Raw genomic sequence first — 17,670 nt, forward strand, 5'->3', positions numbered from 1 at the left:
TCGTTCTGGTACGTGCTGATCGTGCGGAGGGTCTCGGTGGCGAGCCGGGTCACTTGACCGCGCGCAGCGCGTTGACGATGCCGTGGCCGTAGAAGCCGTTGAGGCGCTCGCCGCCCTCGCAGACCGCGTCCTGCGTGCCGTCGCCGTCCTGGTCGTAGGAGGCGGGGCAGGCGGTCTCGTCGGCCTGCGCCTTCAGCAGCGCCTGGAGCTGGGCCGGAGAGGCCCAGGGGTGCTTGGACTTCAGCAGCGCGGCGACGCCGGAGGCGTGCGGCGAGGCCATCGAGGTGCCCTGAAGGAAGCCCCACGCGCCGTTCGGCATGGTGGACAGGATGCGGCCGTCCTTCGAGGGCGTGTCCGGGATCTGGTAGCGGCGGTCACCACCCGGCGCGGCGACGTCCACGACACCCTTGCCGTACGTCGAGAAGTACGACTTCACGTTGTCGACGCCCGTGGAGCTCACCGTGACGACACCCGGCAGCTGCGTCGGGATGTCGAAGCACTCGTGCGGGTCGATGGTGCGCTCGGCGGGCGTGGTGTCGTTCGGGCTGGAGTCGTCGACGATCGCGTCCGCGTCCAGGTCGTGGTTGGAGTTGCCGGCCGCCGCGACGTTCAGCGTGCCCTTCTTCTGGGCGTACAACTGCGCCCTGTTGACCGCGGTGACGACGGCCCGCTGGTCCGGGTCGTCCATGCAGTTGTACAGCCACGGGTCGACGTAGTAGCTGTTGTTGGTGATCTCGACGCCGTGGTCGGCGGCGAACACGAACGCGCAGACGACGCTCTCCGGGTAGAAGAGGCCGTTCGCCCGGTCGGTCACGTTGATGCTGGACACCTTCACACCGGGAGCGACGCCCGCGACGCCGACGCCGTTGCGGGCGGCGGCTATCTCACCCGCGACATGCGTGCCGTGGTAGTCCTCGGGCGTGTACGGCCGCCAGGCACCCTCGCTGGTGTCGGGCTTGCCGCCGGCGCAGTTGGCGGACTGCGACGCGGAGAAGTTCGGGGCGATGTCGGGGTGGGTGTCGTCCACGCCCGTGTCGATCACGGCGACGGTCACCTTGCGGCTGCCCGGGTTGATCGCCGCGGCCTTGTCGGCGCCGATCGCCCGCAGGTCCCACTGGTCGGCCTCAAGGGGCTCGCTCTCGGGCGTCTTCGCCGAGGCGGCCTCGGTGCGCTTGGCCTGGGCGGCCGTCAGGTACTCGACCGCGCCCTCCTCCTTCGTCCCCGCGGCCGCCAGCGGCGCGGTCCGCGTCGCACCCGCGGACTGGACCCCGCGGGCCTTGCGGATGGTCTGGGCGAAGTCGGGGTTCGAGGAGTGGACGACGATCACGCCGATCCTCTGGTACGTGGCCACGACCGAACCGCCGGCCTTCACGATCGCCTTCTGCACCGAGGCGATGGTGTGGCGGTCCACCTTGGTGTTGACGACGTACGCCAGCTTCGGCGCGTCAGCCGTCCGGGTGGCCGGTGCCGCCTGCGGGGCCGCCGACGCGACGGCGGGCAGGAAGCCCAGAGAGGCCGTCAGGGACAGCGCGACGGGCACGGCGAGAGCAAGCCGGCGTCTGGAACGCAAGTGAGACATGGGGTCTCCACATCCTCCGGAAACGAAACCGGCCCGAGGCACAGGTGGTGCTCGGGCAGGTACATGACGTGGTGGTGCAGGGTGAAGCTATCCCGGCCTCTCGCTGGCCAGCAACGCTTTGTCGAAACGACTTCGGAAAGAACGCCGGGCGTTTGAACCGGTTCTCGCGTGCCGCCGTGACGTTGAACAAGGAGCGCGAGGACTCTCGCCTCCGCCCCCGTTACCGACCGCTTCCGTCATTGCGAGGAGACTCCGTGGCCACCGACGCACCGCCCCCCTCGAAAGAGCAACACAAGCTCCCCTCACCCGAGGAGTTCGCGGAGGTGCAGGAGAGCGCGGAGTTCGGTGAACTGCGCCGCTCCTACCGCTCCTTCGCCTTCCCGCTGACCGTCGGCTTCATCACCTGGTACCTGCTGTACGTCCTGCTCTCGAACTACGCGGGCGGCTTCATGGGCACCAAGCTGTTCGGCAACATCAACGTCGCCTTCGTCCTCGGCGTCGCCCAGTTCGTCACCACGTTCCTCATCGCCTGGTGGTACTCGCGGCACGCCGCCGCGAAGCTCGACCCCAAGGCCGAGGCCATCAAGACCCGGATGGAGAGCGGCGCATGAGCCCCGTACAGCAGACCTTCCTCGCCCAGCAGCACTTCATCGCGGCGAACGAGGCCAGCGAGCACCGCCCGCTGATCATCACCCTGTTCGCGCTGTTCGTCGTCGCCACCCTCGGCATCACCATCTGGGCGGGCCGCCAGACCAAGGACGCCGCCGACTTCTACGCCGGCGGGCGTCAGTTCAGCGCCTTCCAGAACGGCCTCGCCGTCTCCGGCGACTACATGTCCGCCGCGTCCTTCCTCGGCATCGCGGGCGCCATCGCCCTCTTCGGATACGACGGCTTCCTCTACTCCATCGGCTTCCTGGTCGCCTGGCTCGTCGCCCTGCTCCTGGTGGCCGAGCCGCTGCGCAACTCCGGCCGCTACACCATGGGCGACGTCCTCGCGTACCGCATGCGCCAGCGCCCGGTCCGCACCGCCGCAGGCACCTCCACGATCGTCGTGTCGATCTTCTACCTGCTCGCCCAGATGGCCGGCGCGGGCGTCCTCGTCTCGCTGCTGCTCGGCATCACCTCCGACGCCGGCAAGATCCTCATCGTCGCCCTCGTCGGCATCCTGATGATCGTCTACGTCTCCATCGGCGGCATGAAGGGCACCACCTGGGTCCAGATGATCAAGGCCGTGCTGCTCATCGGCGGCACCATCCTGATCACCTTCCTGGTGCTGCTGAAGTTCAACTTCAACATCTCCGACCTGCTCGGCACGGCCGCCGAGAACAGCGGCAAGGGCGCCGCCTTCCTGGAGCCCGGCCTGCAGTACGGCGCCACCGGCACCTCCAAGCTGGACTTCATCTCCCTCGGCATCGCCCTGGTCCTCGGCACCGCCGGCCTGCCGCACATCCTGATCCGCTTCTACACCGTGCCCGACGCCAAGGCCGCCCGTAAGTCCGTGAACTGGGCGATCGGCATCATCGGCGGCTTCTACCTGATGACCATCGCGCTCGGCTTCGGCGCCGCCGCGCTCATCTCCCAGGACGAGATCATCGCGTCCAACCCGTCCGGCAACACGGCGGCACCCCTGCTCGCCCTGCACCTCGGCGGCGTCGACTCGACCTGGGGCGCGATCCTGCTCGCCACGATCTCGGCGGTCGCCTTCGCGACCATCCTCGCCGTCGTCGCCGGCCTCACCCTCGCCTCCTCGTCCTCCTTCGCGCACGACATCTACGCCAACGTCATCCGCAAGGGGAAAGCCTCCGGAGCCGAGGAGGTCCGCGCGGCCCGCTGGGCGACCGTCTTCATCGGCGTCGTCTCCATCGGCCTCGGAGCCCTCGCCCGCGACCTGAACGTGGCCGGACTGGTCGCGCTCGCCTTCGCCGTCGCGGCCTCCGCCAACCTGCCGACGATCCTCTACAGCCTGTTCTGGAAGCGCTTCACCACCCAGGGCGCCCTGTGGTCGATCTACGGCGGTCTGATCGTCGCCGTCGGCCTGGTGCTGTTCTCGCCCGTCGTCTCCGGCGACCCCAAGGCGATGTTCCCCGAGGTCGACTTCGCCTGGTTCCCGCTGAAGAACCCGGGCATCATCTCCATCCCGTTCGGCTTCCTCATGGGCTGGCTCGGCACGGTCCTGTCCAAGGAGGAGCCCGACGCCAAGAAGTACGCGGAGCTGGAGGTCCGGTCCCTGACCGGCACCGGAGCCCACTGAGCACGACCCCTCCCGCGCGGCCGTGTCGTAGGAACCTCCAGGTCCCTGCGGCACGGCCGCGTCCCGCGTCGTGGGATCGGGCCTGTGGCGTTGTCGGTGGTGTCACGTAGGCTCGCGGGTGTCGGAGAAAACAGTGCCGCACGCACGATCCGCGACGAGGGAGGGGGCCCACGTGCTCATCGACACCTACGGCCGGGTGGCCACCGACCTGAGGGTCTCGCTGACCGACCGGTGCAATCTGCGCTGTACGTACTGCATGCCCGAGGAGGGCCTGCAGTGGCTGGCCAAGCCGGACCTGCTCACGGACGACGAGATCGTCCGCCTGATCGACATCGCCGTCACCTCCCTCGGCATCGAGGAAGTGCGCTTCACCGGCGGCGAGCCGCTGCTGCGCCCGGGCCTGGTCGGCATGGTCGAGCGCGTCGCCGCCCTGGACCCGCGCCCCCAGATGTCGCTGACCACCAACGGCATCGGCCTCAAGCGCACGGCGGCGGCCCTCAAGGCGGCGGGCCTGGACCGGGTCAACGTCTCCCTGGACACCCTGCGCCCGGAGGTCTTCAAGACCCTCACGCGCCGCGACCGCCACAAGGACGTCATCGAGGGCCTGTACGCGGCCCGGGACGCGGGCCTGACCCCGGTCAAGGTCAACTCGGTCCTGATGCCGGGCCTCAACGACGACGAGGCGCCGGACCTCCTGGCCTGGGCCGTGGAGCACGACTACGAGCTGCGCTTCATCGAGCAGATGCCGCTGGACGCCCAGCACGGCTGGAAGCGCGACGGCATGATCACCGCCGGGGACATCCTGGCCTCCCTGCGGACCCGCTTCGAACTGATCGCGGAGGGCGAGGAGAAGCGGGGCTCGGCCCCGGCGGAGCGCTGGCTGGTGGACGGCGGACCGCATGTGGTCGGCGTCATCGCCTCCGTCACCCGCCCGTTCTGCTCGGCCTGCGACCGCACCCGCCTCACCGCCGACGGCCAGGTCCGCACCTGTCTGTTCGCCCGGGAGGAGACCGACCTGCGCGCCGCCCTGCGCTCCGGTGCCCCCGACGAGGAGATCGCCCGTATCTGGCGCCTGGCGATGTGGGGCAAGAAGGCGGGAGCGGGCCTGGACGACCCGACGTTCGTGCAGCCCGACCGGCCCATGTCGGCGATCGGCGGCTGACGGCCTAGCGGGTCTCTTCCCACTCCTTGAGCAGGACCACGTCCTTCAGGAACCCCCGCACCCCGAGGAACTGCGACAAGTGCTCGCGGTGCTCCTCACAGGCCAGCCACGTCTTGCGCCGCTCCGGCGTGTGGATCTTCGGGTTGTTCCACGCCAGGACCCACACGGCCTCGGCCCGGCAGCCCTTCGCGGAACAGATGGGCGTCTCGTCACTCACAGCTTCGTCTCACAGAAGAAGGTCCACAAGGTCCACAGAAAAAGGCGACGCCGAGCAGCCACGGGGGGAGCTGCCCGGCGTCGGTCCGTCGCTCCGACGGGGGATGCGGAGCGCGTACGAAGTATGTCACGCATCACCCCGGGCCCGGCACTGGAACAACATGATTGATCTGAGCTTTTCTTGAGCTTGGCAGGAAGATGACTTCCCTCCCCGATCACCGGTGATCTCTCCCCGGCGTCCCTACCGCTCGGGCGTCTCGCCCCGCCCACCCGGCACCGGCTCGGACACGGCGTCTTCCGCGCCGGGTTCCGCCGGCCCGTCACCCGGAGCCGACGGCGAGATCATCGGACGCACCGGCGGCGCCACGAACGTCGACGGCAGAGACGGCGCGTTCTCGCGCCCGGCGTTCGCGATCACCACGGCGACGTACGGCAGCACCAGCCCGAGCACCAACGCCACGATGGCCACGTGCCGTTCGACGTTCCACAACGTGGCCGCGAGGATCACCGAGATCGTGCGGACCGTCATCGAGATCACGTAGCGGCGCTGCCGCCCGCGTACGTCCTCCTGGAGCCCGGTCCGGGCGCCGGTGATCCGGAAAACCTGGGCGTTGCCGCCACCGTGCTGCTTCCGCATCGCATTCCACCATCCGCCCGTATCGGACTCTCCCCGCCCCGTAGCCGCCCTCGGCCGGCCGGGGGACCTGGCCGGGACAGCTCCCACGTTACGCCGCGGTTGCGCCGGTCACGAGACCGGGTGGCGCACCGGCCGGACGGACGGCCTGCGCCGGAGCACGTACGGCCCGCGTCGGCATGCGGCGTACGGCACCTGGGCCGACACTGGCCGTAGTGCTCACGTCGAGCCGTACGAGGAGGCAGCGATGGGCTGGTTGTGGGCGATCATCGTAGGACTGGTACTAGGTCTGCTCGCCAAGGCGATCATTCCGGGCAAACAACATATTCCGCTGTGGTTGACCGTGATCCTGGGCATGATCGGCGGTATCGCCGGCAATGCCATAGCGCGGGCTGCCGGTGTCGACGCCACATCGGGGATCGACTGGTGGCGGCACGTCTTCCAGCTGGTGGCCGCGCTCATCCTCGTCGGTCTCGGCGACCGGGCCTGGACGGCGGCCAGGGGAGACAAACGCAGGGCATGACGGGGTGCACGGCGAAGGGGCGGCCTCCGGCACCGGAGACCGCCCCTTTTTCCCGCGCTCTCAGGCGCCCGTGACCTCGACCGCCGCCAGGTTCTTCTTGCCCCGGCGCAGTACCAGCCAGCGGCCGTGCAGCAGGTCCTCCTTGGCGGGGACGGCGTCCTCGCCGACGACCTTGACGTTGTTCACGTAGGCGCCGCCCTCCTTGACCGTGCGGCGCGCGGCCGACTTGCTGGCCACCAGGCCGACCTCGGCGAACAGGTCCACGGCCGGGCCGAGCTCGGCGACCTGGACGTGCGGCACCTCCGACAGGGCCGCGGCCAGCGTCCTCTCGTCGAGCTCCGCCAGCTCGCCCTGCCCGAAGAGGGCCTTGGACGCGGCGATCACGGCGGCCGTCTGACCGGCGCCGTGCACCAGCGTCGTCAGCTCCTCGGCCAGCGCGCGCTGCGCCGCCCGGGCCTGCGGACGCTCCTCGGTCTGCCGCTCCAGCTCCTCCAGCTCCGCGCGGGAACGGAAGGACAGGATGCGCATGTACCGGGAGATGTCCCGGTCGTCCACGTTCAGCCAGAACTGGTAGAACGCGTACGGCGTCGTCATCTCCGGGTCGAGCCAGACGGCGCCGCCCTCGGTCTTGCCGAACTTGGTGCCGTCCGCCTTGGTCATCAGCGGCGTCGCCAGAGCGTGCGCGGTCGCGTCCGGCTCCAGGCGGTGGATCAGGTCCAGGCCCGCCGTGAGGTTGCCCCACTGGTCGCTGCCGCCCTGCTGGAGCGTGCAGCCGTAGCGGCGGTAGAGCTGGAGGAAGTCCATGCCCTGGAGCAGCTGGTAGCTGAACTCCGTGTAGCTGATGCCCTCGGAGGACTCCAGGCGCCGGGCCACCGAGTCCTTCGTCAGCATCTTGTTGACGCGGAAGTGCTTGCCGATGTCCCGGAGGAACTCGATCGCGGAGAGGTTCTCCGTCCAGTCGAGGTTGTTGACCATGACGGCCGCGTTCTCGCCCTCGAAGTCCAGGAACGGCTCGATCTGGGCGCGCAGCCTGTCGACCCAGCCGGTGACCGTCTCCGGGTCGTTCAGCGTGCGCTCCGCGGTCGGGCGCGGATCGCCGATCAGGCCCGTGGCCCCGCCGACCAGCGCCAGCGGCCGGTGACCGGCCTGCTGGAGCCGGCGCACGGTGAGCACCTGCACCAGGTGCCCCACGTGCAGCGACGGCGCCGTCGGGTCGAAGCCGCAATAGAACGTGACGGGACCGTCCGCGAGCGCCTTGCGCAAAGCGTCCTCGTCAGTGGACAGGGCGAACAGCCCGCGCCACTTCAGCTCGTCGACGATGTCCGTCACGGTTCTCGCATCTCCTTGAATGGGCTCGTCATCAGGTACGAGGTTATACGCCCTGGCTGACAGAGCTCATATTGAAATCCGGCACCCGCAGAGCCGGCATCGCGGCCCTGGTGAACCAGTCGCTCCACTCCCTGGGCAACGTCTTCTCGGTCCGCCCCGCCTCCGTGGCCCGGCCGAGCACCCCGACCGGCGACTCGTTGAACCGGAAGTTGTTCACCTCGCCCGTCACCTCGCCGTTCTCGACCAGGTAGACGCCGTCCCGGGTCAGACCGGTGAGCAGCAGCGACGCCGGGTCGACCTCGCGGATGTACCACAGGCAGGTCAGCAGCAGCCCGCGCCCGGTGTTCGCGACCATCTCCTCCAGGGACCGGTCCTCGCCCCCGTTCAGGACGATGTTGTCGATCCCCGGCGCCACGGGCAGACCGGTCAGCCCCGCGCTGTGGCGGCTGGTCGTCAGATGCCGCAGCTCGCCCTCGCGCATCCACTCCGTGGCCGTGAGCGGGAGCCCGTTGTCGAACACCGACTGGTCGCCCCCGGAGGAGTGCGCGATCACGAACGGCGCCGACTCCAGGCCGGGCTCGTTCGGGTCGCTGCGCAGGGTCAGCGGCAGATCGGTCAGCTTCTCGCCGACCCGGGTGCCGCCGCCCGGCTTGGAGAACACCGTGCGGCCCTCGACCGCGTCCCGGCCCGACGCCGACCACATCTGGTAGATCAGCAGGTCCGCCACGGCCGTCGGCGGCAGCAGCGTCTCGTAGCGCCCGGCCGGCAGCTCCACGCGCCGCTCGGCCCAGCCCAGGCGCACCGCCAGCTCCGCGTCCAGGGCCGCCGGATCGACGTCCTTGAAGTCCCGCGTGGAGCGCCCGGCCCAGGCGGACCGGGTCCGGTCGGGGGACTTGGCGTTCAGCTCCAGCGTCCCGACCGGCTGGTCGTGACGCAGCCGCAGCCCCGTGGACGTGCCGACGTACGACGACACCATCTCGTGGTTGGCGAAGCCGTACAGCTCCCGGCCGCCCGCACGCGCGCGTGCGAAGGCCTCGCCGAGCGCCGGGGCGAAGTCGGCGAACACCGCGGACGAGGTCTCGGCGGGCGCCTCGGTGAACTCCGGCGACCGCTCCACACCCGTGACCAGCGGCTGCGCGTCCTCGGCGGGCCCGGCGCCGCGCGCGGCGGCCTCGGCGGCCCGCACCAGGGGCTCCAGCTCGTCGGGGGTCACCGCGGACCGTGACACGACCCCGGAGGCCGTGCCCTCCTTGCCGTCGACCGTGGCGACCACGGTGAGCGTGCGCCCGCGCGTGACTCCGTTCGTGGTGAGCGCGTTGCCGGCCCAGCGCAGGTTCGCGGTGGACCGCTCGTCGGCGATGACGACACAGCCGTCCGCCCGGGACAGTTCGAGGGCGCGCTCGACGACCTCGTGCGGCTTGCTGGAACGCGCGCTCATCGACCGGCCTCCTGGGTCGTGTTCAGAATGTTGACGCCCTTGAAGAGGGCCGAGGGGCAACCGTGGGAGACGGCCGCGACCTGGCCCGGCTGGGCCTTGCCGCAGTTGAAGGCGCCGCCCAGGACGTAGGTCTGCGGCCCGCCCACGGCGGCCATGGAGCCCCAGAAGTCGGTCGTCGTCGCCTGGTAGGCCACGTCCCGCAGCTGTCCGGCCAGCCGCCCGTTCTCGATGCGGTAGAAGCGCTGCCCGGTGAACTGGAAGTTGTAGCGCTGCATGTCGATCGACCAGGACCGGTCGCCGACCACGTAGATGCCCCGCTCCACGCTCCCGATCAGATCCTCGGTCGACATCCCGGCCGGGTCCGGCCGCAGCGACACGTTGGCCATGCGCTGCACGGGCACGTGCCCGGGGGAGTCGGCGTAGGCGCAGCCGTTGGACCGCTCGAAGCCGGTGAGCTTCGCGATCCGCCGGTCCAGCTGGTAGCCGACGAGCGTGCCGTCCTTGACCAGGTCCCAGGACTGGCCCTCGACGCCCTCGTCGTCGTAGCCGATGGTGGCCAGGCCGTGCTCGGCGGTGCGGTCGCCGGTGACGTTCATCAGCTCGGAGCCGTAGCGCAGCTTGCCCAGCTGGTCGAACGTCGCGAACGAGGTGCCGGCGTAGGCGGCCTCGTAGCCGAGCGCCCGGTCCAGTTCCGTGGCGTGCCCGATGGACTCGTGGATGGTCAGCCACAGGTTGGACGGGTCGACGACCAGGTCGTACAGGCCGGCCTGGACGCTGGGAGCGCGCATCTTCTCGGCGAGCAGCTCCGGGATCCGCTCCAGCTCGTCCTCCCAGTCCCAGCCGGTGCCCCGCAGGTACTCCCAGCCGCGCCCCACGGGTGGCGCCAGCGTGCGCATCGAATCGAACTCGCCGCTCGACTCGTCCACCGACACCGCGTTGAACACCGGGTGCAGCCGCACCCGCTGCTGCGTGGTCACCGTCCCGGCGGTGTCCGCGTAGAACTTGTTCTCGTGGACGGTGAGCAGCGAGGCGTCGACGTGGTCGACCCCGTCGGCCGCCAGCAGCCGCGCGCTCCACTCCGCGATCAGCCCGGCCTTCTCCTCGTCGGGCACGGAGAAGGGGTCGATCTCGTACGACGAGATCCACGTCTTCTCGGCATGCACCGGCTCGCCGGCCAGTTCCACACGCTCGTCCGAGCCGGCCGCCTTGATCACCTGGGCGGAAAGCCTGGCCATCGCCACCGCCTGCCCGGCGACCCGGGCGGCGGCGTCCATGGTGAGGTCGACGCCGGACGCGAAGCCCCACGTACCGCCGTGCACCACCCGCACCGCGTACCCGAGGTCGGTGGTGTCCGACGACCCGGCGGGCTTGGCGTCCCGGAACCGCCAGGACGCGCCCCGCACCCGCTCGAACCGGAAGTCCGCGTGCTCGGCGCCCAGCGCACGCGCGCGTGCGAGGGCCGCGTCGGCGAGGGCGCGTAGGGGGAGGGCCGTGAAGGCCTCGTCGATGGTATGAGGCACCGCCGTCTCTTTCTGTCGAGGTGACCGTGGTTGCCGTACGTCGTGACTGATCCGATCATGTCGTCCATCCCGCGCGCGGGCCATGAGTTTCCGGAGCCGGGCCGGCGGGTTTCTGTAGGGACCCGACAGTGAGTCCCGTACGCCACTGTCGGTGCCCGATTGTCCGCGGGCGTGCCCGGACCGATAGGTTTTCGAGGAAGCCGCCTGTCATCACCGCCTGTCGTCCAGGCACCGGGGCGGATACCAGACCGCTATCGAAAGGGTGATCCGTTGAGCCGCTCGGTTCTCGTCACCGGAGGCAACCGGGGCATCGGCCTCGCCATCGCCCGCGCTTTCGCCGATGCCGGCGACAAGGTCGCCATCACGTACCGCTCGGGTGAGCCGCCGGCAGGCTTCCTGGCCGTCAAGTGCGACATCACCGACACCGAGCAGGTGGAGCAGGCCTACAAGGAGATCGAGGAGGCCCACGGGCCCGTCGAGATCCTCGTCGCCAACGCCGGCATCACCAAGGACCAGCTCCTGATGCGGATGTCCGAGGAGGACTTCACCTCGGTCGTCGACACCAACCTCACCGGCACCTTCCGCGTGGTCAAGCGCGCCAACCGCGGCATGCTGCGCGCCAAGAAGGGCCGCGTGGTGCTCATCTCGTCGGTCGTCGGGCTGTACGGCGGTCCCGGCCAGGCGAACTACGCCGCCTCCAAGGCCGCGCTGGTCGGCTTCGCGCGTTCCCTCGCCCGGGAGCTGGGCTCGCGCAACATCACCTTCAACGTCGTCGCGCCCGGCTTCGTCGACACCGACATGACCAAGGTGCTCACCGACGAGCAGCGCGAAGGCATCGTCAAGCAGGTGCCGCTCGGCCGGTACGCGCAGCCGGAGGAGGTCGCCGCGGCCGTGCGGTTCCTCGCCTCGGACGACGCCTCGTACATCACTGGAGCCGTCATTCCGGTTGACGGCGGACTGGGAATGGGTCACTGATCACCATGAGCGGAATTCTCGAGGGCAAGCGCGTCCTGATCACCGGTGTGCTGACGGAGTCCTCCATCGCCTTCCACACCGCCAAGCTGGCCCAGGAGCAGGGCGCGGAGATCATCCTCACGGCGTTCCCGCGGCCCACGCTGACCGAGCGCATCGCCAAGAAGCTGCCCAACCCCGTCAAGGTCATCGAGCTCGACGTGACCAACGACGAGCACCTCGGCCGGCTTGCCGACATCGTCGGCGAGGAGCTCGGCGGCCTCGACGGCGTCGTCCACTCCATCGGCTTCGCCCCGCAGGACGCCCTCGGCGGCAACTTCCTCAACACGCCGTTCGAGTCGGTCGCCACCGCCATGCACGTCTCGGCGTACTCCCTGAAGTCGCTCACCATGGCCTGCCTGCCGCTGATGCAGAACGGCGGCTCCGTCGTCGGGCTGACCTTCGACGCGCAGTTCGCCTGGCCGCAGTACGACTGGATGGGCCCGGCCAAGGCCGCCCTGGAGGCGACCAGCCGCTACATGGCCCGCGACCTGGGCAAGCAGAACATCCGCTGCAACCTGGTCTCGGCCGGTCCGCTCGGCTCCATGGCCGCCAAGTCCATCCCGGGCTTCAGCGAGCTCGCCTCCGTGTGGGACTCCCGCTCCCCGCTGGAGTGGGACCTGAAGGACCCCGAGCCGGCCGGCCGCGGTGTCGTCGCCCTGCTGAGCGACTGGTTCCCCAAGACCACGGGCGAGATCATCCACGTCGACGGCGGTCTGCACGCCATCGGAGCCTGATCTCCCGTACGTCCTCGACGCCCCGTTCCCCGCACCGCGCGGAGAGCGGGGCGTCACCCGTTCGGCTCAGCCGGCCGGGCGGGGGAGGCCCGCAACTGGGCACTCTGGAGTACGCGTTCACGACCCGAGCCCCTCCCCAGCACGGCCGAGGAGGTCCCCTTGTGCGCTTGTCCCGCCGAACGGCCTCAGTGTCCCTCGCCGTCGCGCTCGTGCTGACCCCGGCGTACGAGGCGGTGCCCCACGCGCGCGTGCCCGCCGACGAGCGGGAGTCCGCCGATCCCTTCGGCGCCGCGTGCCGGATCCGCGTGACCGGCTCCACGGTGACCGCGTACTGCCACAACCCTTACCCGGAGACCGACCGGGTGAGCCTGCACGTCGAGTGCGCCCGCTGGTGGGACATCGACACCGACAGCTCACCGGTCGAGGCCGGACCCGCGCAGACCGTGCGGCTGACGGGGCGGTGTTGGAAAGAGGTCGGCGACGTGTGGATCAGTCACCGGCGGGAGAGCTGAGCCCGGCGGGCGGTGTCAGGCACCGGTGGGGGAGGTGACGCCGCCCAGCCGGCACAGGAACGGGTAGCGGGCGGCCTCCGCCGCGGCCTCGTCCGCCTCGCCCGCGCGGATCGTTTCGAGCAGCCGCCCGTGGTCCATGTAGGTCTCCGGCGTCAGCTTCTCGCCGACGTCCTCGCGCAGCCAGTCCCGCAGCACCTCGCCCAGGTCCGCGTACATGGCCGTCATGACGTCGTTGTGGGAGGCGGACACCACGGCCAGGTGGAACGTCGCGTCCGCGGTCACGAACGCCTCCTTGTCGCCCGACTCCCAGGCCTCCTCCCGCCGCAGGAGCAGCGCGTCCAGCTGCTTCAGGTCCTTCTCCGTGCGCCGCTCGGCGGCCAGCCGGGCGGCGGCCGACTCCAGCGTGGAGCGCAGCTCGGCGATGTGCCGCGGGTCGGCCTCGGCGAACCGCCGCTGCATCACGCCGGCCAGCTCGCTCGTCGCCACGACGTAGGTGCCGGAGCCCTGGCGGATGTCCAGCAGGCCGTTGTGCGACAGGGCGCGGACGGCCTCACGGACCGTGTTGCGGGCGACGCCCAGTTGCTCGACCAGTTCCGGCTCGGTCGGGATGCGGGAGCCGACCGGCCACTCGCCGGAGGTGATCTGGGCCCGCAGGGCGGCGATGACCTGCTCGGAGAGCGCCGAACGGCGGGGATGGCTCAAGGGCATGGCTCACCTTCGCACGACCGGGGTGCCGCAGGGCAGCGGAGGAGTGGACAGTCAATCATCCCATGATTCTATGATGGGCCTCATGGCTAGTGAGGAAACCCGGACGATGACGCCCCCGACCGTACGCAGCGCGGCCGCGCACGACGCCGGGAAACCGGGCGGCACCTCCCCGCGCGCGTGGACGATGCGGCTGCTCGTCCTCGGCATCGCGCTGTCCGCGCTCAACCTCCGCCCCGCCATCACCAGCCTCGGAGCGCTCCTGGAGGAGGTCCGCGACGGGCTCGGCATGAGCGGCAGCGTCGCCGGGCTGCTCACCTCCGTGCCGCCGCTGTGCTTCGCCGTCTTCGGCGTCATGGCACCGCGGCTCGCCCGCCGCTTCGGGGCGGGTGCCGTGGTGTGCGCCGGCATGGCCGCGATCGCCACCGGCCTGCTCGTCCGTCCCTACGCCGGCGGCACGGCCGGCTTCCTGGCCGGCAGCGCCCTCGCCCTGATGGGCATCGCCGTCAGCAACGTCCTGATGCCGGTCATCGTCAAGCACTGGTTTCCCGACCGCGTGGGTTCCATGACCGGCCTGTACTCGATGGCCCTCGCCCTCGGCACGGCCCTCGCGGCGGCGGTCACCGTCCCCCTGGCCGACACCCTCGGCGGCAGCTGGCAGACCGGCCTGGCCCTGTGGGCGGGGCTCGCCGTGGCGGCCGTCCTGCCGTGGCTGCCCTTCGTCCGGGGACGCGCCACACCGCCCGGGGCTCAGGAGGAGGCCGCAGGGAAGACGCAGACGCCGGGCCCGGCGCCTGCGTCCGCTTCCGCGGAGCACGCGCGCGTGCAGGCGCCCCGGCTGCGCATGGCCCGCAGCCGCACCGCCTGGGCCCTGGCCGTCTTCTTCGGCCTCCAGGCCACCGCCGCCTACATCACCATGGGCTGGATGGCGCAGATCTTCCGGGACGCCGGTGTCCCCGCCGGTACCGCGGGGCTGCTCCTGGCGGTCACCATGGTGATGGGCGTGCCCCTGGCCTTCGTCATACCCCGCCTGGCCGCCCGGCTGCCCCACCAGGGGCCGATCGTGCTGGCCCTGGGCGTCTGCGGCCTCGCCGGCTACGCCGGGCTGTACCTCGCGCCCGCCGCCGGAGCCTGGGCCTGGGCCGTGCTGCTCGGCGTCGCCAACTGCGCCTTCCCGCTCGCCCTGACCATGGTCGGCATGCGGGCCAGGACCGGCCCGGGCGTGGCCCAGCTGTCGGCGTTCGCGCAGAGCACCGGCTACCTGATCTCCATCCCCGGACCGCTCCTGGTGGGCGTCCTCTACCAGCACAGCGGCGGCTGGGGCCTCCCGATCGCGCTGATGAGCGCCCTGATGATCCCGCAGATGGCCGTCGGCTTCCTGGCCGGACGCGACCGCACGGTGGAGGACGAGGCGGCCCGCTGAGCAACGCCCCGGGACCGGGGGTCACCCCGGGGCGCCGGCTCGTCGCAGGGGGTGGGACACTTGCCCCATGCCAGTGCTCGACCCGAATCCCCAGCACGGTCAGAAGAAGATGCTGCTCGTGTTCGGCGCCTTCTTCGCGATCTTCATCGTCATCGCCGTCATCGCGACCATCGCCTCGCCATGACCGGAGCCCTCGCGGCCCATGGTGGGGCTAGCCCCCCTGTCCCCTAGGGGGTGAGGGTCAGGGTCAAGTGGGTGGATCACCGGATGGGGCGGCAGCCCAGGATTCCGTAGCTTCGAGTATGTGACCGCGAGACGGTCACCGACCACTCGAAGAGCGGAGGCACCATGTCGGCCCCTACGCACACCCGGCCCCACCCGGCGACCCGGGCCGGTGCCGCCGGCCGGCTGCCCTGGTGGGCTCTCGCCCTGCCCGTGCTCGCCTTCACCGCGCTGCTCGCCCTGATCCTCAACCCGTCCGACGCCCATGCGGCCACCGGCGACCCGGCGATCACCCACCTCTTCGAGCGCGTGCACCAGCTGCTCGCCCGCTGATCACGGCCGAAGCCGGTGGTCAACTCCCTGCGCCCCGTGGCGTGTTTCATGCGAAGCTGGATCTCATGAGCGTCGCAGAACCCCGCAGGATTGTCCTCTTCCGCCATGCGAAAGCCGACTGGCCACAGGTCACGGATCATGAGCGTCCGCTCGCCGACCGGGGCCGCATGGACGCGGCGGAGGCCGGGCGCAGGCTGACCGACACCGGTATCGCCTTCGACCTGGCCCTGTGCTCCACCGCGGTCCGCACCCGGGAGACCTGGAAGCTCGCCGTCCAGGAGTTCCCGCAGCGGCCGAAAACCGTCTACGAGGAGCGGATCTACGAGGCCTCGCCCGGCGAGCTGATCGCCCTGCTCAACGAGACCCCCGACGACGCGCAGAACGTCCTCATGATCGGGCACAACCCAGGCATCCAGGGCCTCGCCGACGTCCTGGCGGGCTCCGGCGAGGAGGACGCCCGGGAGCGGATGACCCGCCGCGGCTTCCCCGCCGCCGCCTTCGCCGTGCTGTCGTTCGGCGGCACCTGGAAGAGCCTGGAGCCGGGCGTGGCCGCGCTGCGGGACTACTGGGCGCCCGCCGAGTGACGACCCCCGTGTGACAGGGGCCCGGCGCCGATGCGGCGCCGGGCCCCTTCTGGTCGGTTCCGCCGACGCGGTGGCGGTCGGCCGACGCGGTGGCGGTCGGCCGACGTCGTGGCGGTCGGCCGAAGGCCGTGTCGTCAGCCGATGTCGAGGATGTCCGCCGCCTCGACTTCTTCCCGCGTGACACCCAGCAGATACAGCACCGTGTCCAGGAAGGGGAAGTTCACCGCGGCGTGCGCGGCCTCGCGCACCACCGGCTTGGCGTTGAAGGCGACACCGAGACCGGCCGCGTTCAGCATGTCCAGATCGTTGGCTCCGTCACCGATCGCCACCGTCTGCGACAGCGGCACTCCCGCCTCCGCGGCGAACCGGCGCAGCAGCCGTGCCTTGCCCGGGCGGTCGACGATCTCGCCGGTGACCTTGCCCGTCAGCCTGCCGTCGACGATCTCCAGGGTGTTGGCGTGGGCGAAGTCCAGCCCGAGCCGCTCCTTCAGATCGTCCGTGACCTGGGTGAAGCCACCCGACACGACGCCGACTTGATAGCCGAGCCGCTTCAGCGTGCGGATCAGGGTGCGGGCGCCCGGCGTCAGCCGCACCTCGCTGCGCACCTTGTCCACGACCGAGGCGTCCAGCCCCTCCAGCAGCGCCACGCGCGCGTGCAGGGACTGCTCGAAGTCCAGCTCCCCGCGCATCGCGGCCGCCGTCACCTCGGCGACCTTGTCCTCGCAGCCGGCGTGGGCGGCGAACAGCTCGATGACCTCGTCCTGGATCAGCGTCGAGTCGACGTCCATGACGACCAGGCGCTGCGCGCGCCGGTACAGACCGGCGGCGACGACCGCCACGTCGATGCCGAGCCGCGCCGCGTCCGTCACCAGGGCGGTGCGCAGCGGTTCGGTCTCCACGCCGGAGACGGCGAACTCGACGGCCGTCACGGGGTACTTGGCGAGCCGGAAGATACGGTCGATGTTGCCGCCGGTCTTCGTGATCCGCGCGGCGATGGCGGCCGTGGCCTCGGCGGTGAGCGGGTGCCCGAGCACGGTGACCAGGGACCGGCCCAGCCCGCGCGGGCGGTTGTCGCCCAGGCCGGAGATGATCTCCGCCTGCATCTTCATCGACTCGGCCCAGCTGTGGACGGTCGACCGCAGATCTCCCTCCAGCCCGGGAGGCGGCTCGGTCACGAGCGCGCAGAGCACCATCCGGCCGCGGGTGACGACCTGCTCGATGTCGACGACGTCGACGGAGTAGGCGGCGAGGGTGTCGAAGAGACCGGCGGTGATGCCCGGCCTGTCCTTGCCGAAGATCTTCACAAGGAGGGTGGGGACGTCGGCAGGGACGTCGGAAGACGAGGTCTGCGAAGCGCTCATGGTGGTTCCACCGTATCCGGCGGGCAGGGCATACCGCCCCTGAGGTCCGTCTGGCGGACAGCGAACACTGCATGTCGCGTGCGCGGCGTGAACCTTACGTGCCGGTGCCGGTGCCGGTGCCGGTGCCGGT

The 17,670-nt window shown here is 70.7% G+C and carries 19 protein-coding genes; 11 read left to right on the forward strand and 8 right to left on the reverse strand.

Features of this window, described 5'->3' with window-relative positions; all coding sequences use genetic code 11:
* Positions 1-49: 49 nt before the first annotated feature.
* Entirely contained in the window at positions 50-1,579 is a 1,530-nt protein-coding gene (locus GTY56_RS14720; RefSeq protein WP_161365805.1) for a S8 family serine peptidase, read from the reverse strand.
* A 254-nt stretch (positions 1,580-1,833) separates the two neighbouring features.
* On the opposite strand from GTY56_RS14720, the gene GTY56_RS14725 reads away from it, so the two are divergent.
* From GTY56_RS14725 to moaA, 3 genes are all read left to right on the forward strand, one after another.
* Positions 1,834-2,190: a DUF485 domain-containing protein gene (locus tag GTY56_RS14725; protein ID WP_033310948.1), complete on the forward strand. Its 357-nt coding sequence runs from the start codon at positions 1,834-1,836 to the stop codon at positions 2,188-2,190.
* The gene (locus GTY56_RS14730; RefSeq protein ID WP_161365806.1) at positions 2,187-3,830 is read left to right on the forward strand and encodes a monocarboxylic acid transporter; all 1,644 of its coding nucleotides are present in this window, start codon (positions 2,187-2,189) and stop codon (positions 3,828-3,830) included. Before GTY56_RS14725 ends, GTY56_RS14730 begins: the two co-directional genes overlap by 4 nt.
* Positions 3,831-4,002: 172 nt before the next feature.
* Positions 4,003-4,992, forward strand: a complete 990-nt coding sequence (gene moaA / locus GTY56_RS14735; RefSeq protein WP_346345495.1) for a GTP 3',8-cyclase MoaA — start codon at positions 4,003-4,005, stop codon at positions 4,990-4,992.
* A 4-nt stretch (positions 4,993-4,996) separates the two neighbouring features.
* On the opposite strand, the gene GTY56_RS14740 is transcribed toward moaA, so the two are convergent.
* The gene (locus GTY56_RS14740) at positions 4,997-5,209 is read right to left on the reverse strand and encodes a hypothetical protein (RefSeq protein ID WP_161365808.1); all 213 of its coding nucleotides are present in this window, start codon (positions 5,207-5,209) and stop codon (positions 4,997-4,999) included.
* 240 nt (positions 5,210-5,449) lie between these two features.
* Positions 5,450-5,845, reverse strand: a complete 396-nt coding sequence (locus tag GTY56_RS14745) for a DUF3099 domain-containing protein (RefSeq protein ID WP_161365809.1) — start codon at positions 5,843-5,845, stop codon at positions 5,450-5,452.
* A gap of 244 nt (positions 5,846-6,089) precedes the next feature.
* On the opposite strand from GTY56_RS14745, the gene GTY56_RS14750 reads away from it, so the two are divergent.
* Positions 6,090-6,365, forward strand: a complete 276-nt coding sequence (locus tag GTY56_RS14750) for a GlsB/YeaQ/YmgE family stress response membrane protein (RefSeq protein ID WP_033310953.1) — start codon at positions 6,090-6,092, stop codon at positions 6,363-6,365.
* A 60-nt stretch (positions 6,366-6,425) separates the two neighbouring features.
* Here the strand turns inward: GTY56_RS14750 and tyrS are convergent, their stop codons facing one another.
* From tyrS to GTY56_RS14765, 3 genes are read right to left on the reverse strand one after another with little or no spacing between them, the layout of a single operon-like run.
* Positions 6,426-7,694: a tyrosine--tRNA ligase gene (gene tyrS / locus GTY56_RS14755; RefSeq protein WP_161365810.1), complete on the reverse strand. Its 1,269-nt coding sequence runs from the start codon at positions 7,692-7,694 to the stop codon at positions 6,426-6,428.
* A gap of 43 nt (positions 7,695-7,737) precedes the next feature.
* On the reverse strand, positions 7,738-9,132 hold the full coding sequence (locus GTY56_RS14760) for a metallopeptidase TldD-related protein (protein ID WP_161365811.1): 1,395 nt from the start codon (positions 9,130-9,132) through the stop codon (positions 7,738-7,740).
* Entirely contained in the window at positions 9,129-10,652 is a 1,524-nt protein-coding gene (locus GTY56_RS14765; protein ID WP_161365812.1) for a metallopeptidase TldD-related protein, read from the reverse strand. The genes GTY56_RS14760 and GTY56_RS14765 overlap by 4 nt, the downstream gene beginning before the upstream one ends.
* A gap of 270 nt (positions 10,653-10,922) precedes the next feature.
* Between GTY56_RS14765 and fabG the strand changes: the two genes are divergently transcribed.
* The 3 genes from fabG to GTY56_RS14780 all read left to right on the forward strand — a co-directional run bounded on the left by fabG (position 10,923) and on the right by GTY56_RS14780 (position 12,912).
* Positions 10,923-11,627 carry a 3-oxoacyl-[acyl-carrier-protein] reductase gene (gene fabG, locus GTY56_RS14770; protein WP_161365813.1) on the forward strand — a complete coding sequence of 235 codons (705 nt, stop codon included), beginning with the start codon at positions 10,923-10,925 and terminating at the stop codon, positions 11,625-11,627.
* Between the two features lie 5 nt (positions 11,628-11,632).
* Positions 11,633-12,400, forward strand: coding sequence for an enoyl-ACP reductase FabI (gene fabI / locus GTY56_RS14775; protein ID WP_161365814.1), 768 nt, complete (start codon positions 11,633-11,635; stop codon positions 12,398-12,400).
* Positions 12,401-12,561: 161 nt separating this feature from the next.
* On the forward strand, positions 12,562-12,912 hold the full coding sequence (locus GTY56_RS14780) for a hypothetical protein (protein WP_161365815.1): 351 nt from the start codon (positions 12,562-12,564) through the stop codon (positions 12,910-12,912).
* Positions 12,913-12,927: 15 nt separating this feature from the next.
* Here the strand turns inward: GTY56_RS14780 and GTY56_RS14785 are convergent, their stop codons facing one another.
* Entirely contained in the window at positions 12,928-13,620 is a 693-nt protein-coding gene (locus GTY56_RS14785) for a FadR/GntR family transcriptional regulator (protein WP_161365816.1), read from the reverse strand.
* A 70-nt stretch (positions 13,621-13,690) separates the two neighbouring features.
* On the opposite strand from GTY56_RS14785, the gene GTY56_RS14790 reads away from it, so the two are divergent.
* The 4 genes from GTY56_RS14790 to GTY56_RS14800 all read left to right on the forward strand — a co-directional run bounded on the left by GTY56_RS14790 (position 13,691) and on the right by GTY56_RS14800 (position 16,179).
* On the forward strand, positions 13,691-15,040 hold the full coding sequence (locus tag GTY56_RS14790) for a CynX/NimT family MFS transporter (protein WP_161365817.1): 1,350 nt from the start codon (positions 13,691-13,693) through the stop codon (positions 15,038-15,040).
* Between the two features lie 67 nt (positions 15,041-15,107).
* Positions 15,108-15,224: an SGM_5486 family transporter-associated protein gene (locus GTY56_RS41150; RefSeq protein WP_097215821.1), complete on the forward strand. Its 117-nt coding sequence runs from the start codon at positions 15,108-15,110 to the stop codon at positions 15,222-15,224.
* Positions 15,225-15,388: 164 nt separating this feature from the next.
* A complete protein-coding gene (locus GTY56_RS14795) occupies positions 15,389-15,595 on the forward strand; it encodes a hypothetical protein (RefSeq protein WP_161365818.1) in 207 nt (68 codons plus the stop codon).
* Between the two features lie 65 nt (positions 15,596-15,660).
* Positions 15,661-16,179: a SixA phosphatase family protein gene (locus GTY56_RS14800; RefSeq protein ID WP_161365819.1), complete on the forward strand. Its 519-nt coding sequence runs from the start codon at positions 15,661-15,663 to the stop codon at positions 16,177-16,179.
* A 134-nt stretch (positions 16,180-16,313) separates the two neighbouring features.
* Here the strand turns inward: GTY56_RS14800 and serB are convergent, their stop codons facing one another.
* Positions 16,314-17,540 carry a phosphoserine phosphatase SerB gene (gene serB / locus GTY56_RS14805; protein WP_161365820.1) on the reverse strand — a complete coding sequence of 409 codons (1,227 nt, stop codon included), beginning with the start codon at positions 17,538-17,540 and terminating at the stop codon, positions 16,314-16,316.
* Positions 17,541-17,670 lie beyond the last annotated feature (130 nt).

The sequence above is a fragment of the Streptomyces sp. SID5643 genome (assembly GCF_009872555.1).
In the GTDB taxonomy this organism is placed as follows: Bacteria; Actinomycetota; Actinomycetes; order Streptomycetales; family Streptomycetaceae; genus Streptomyces; species Streptomyces iakyrus.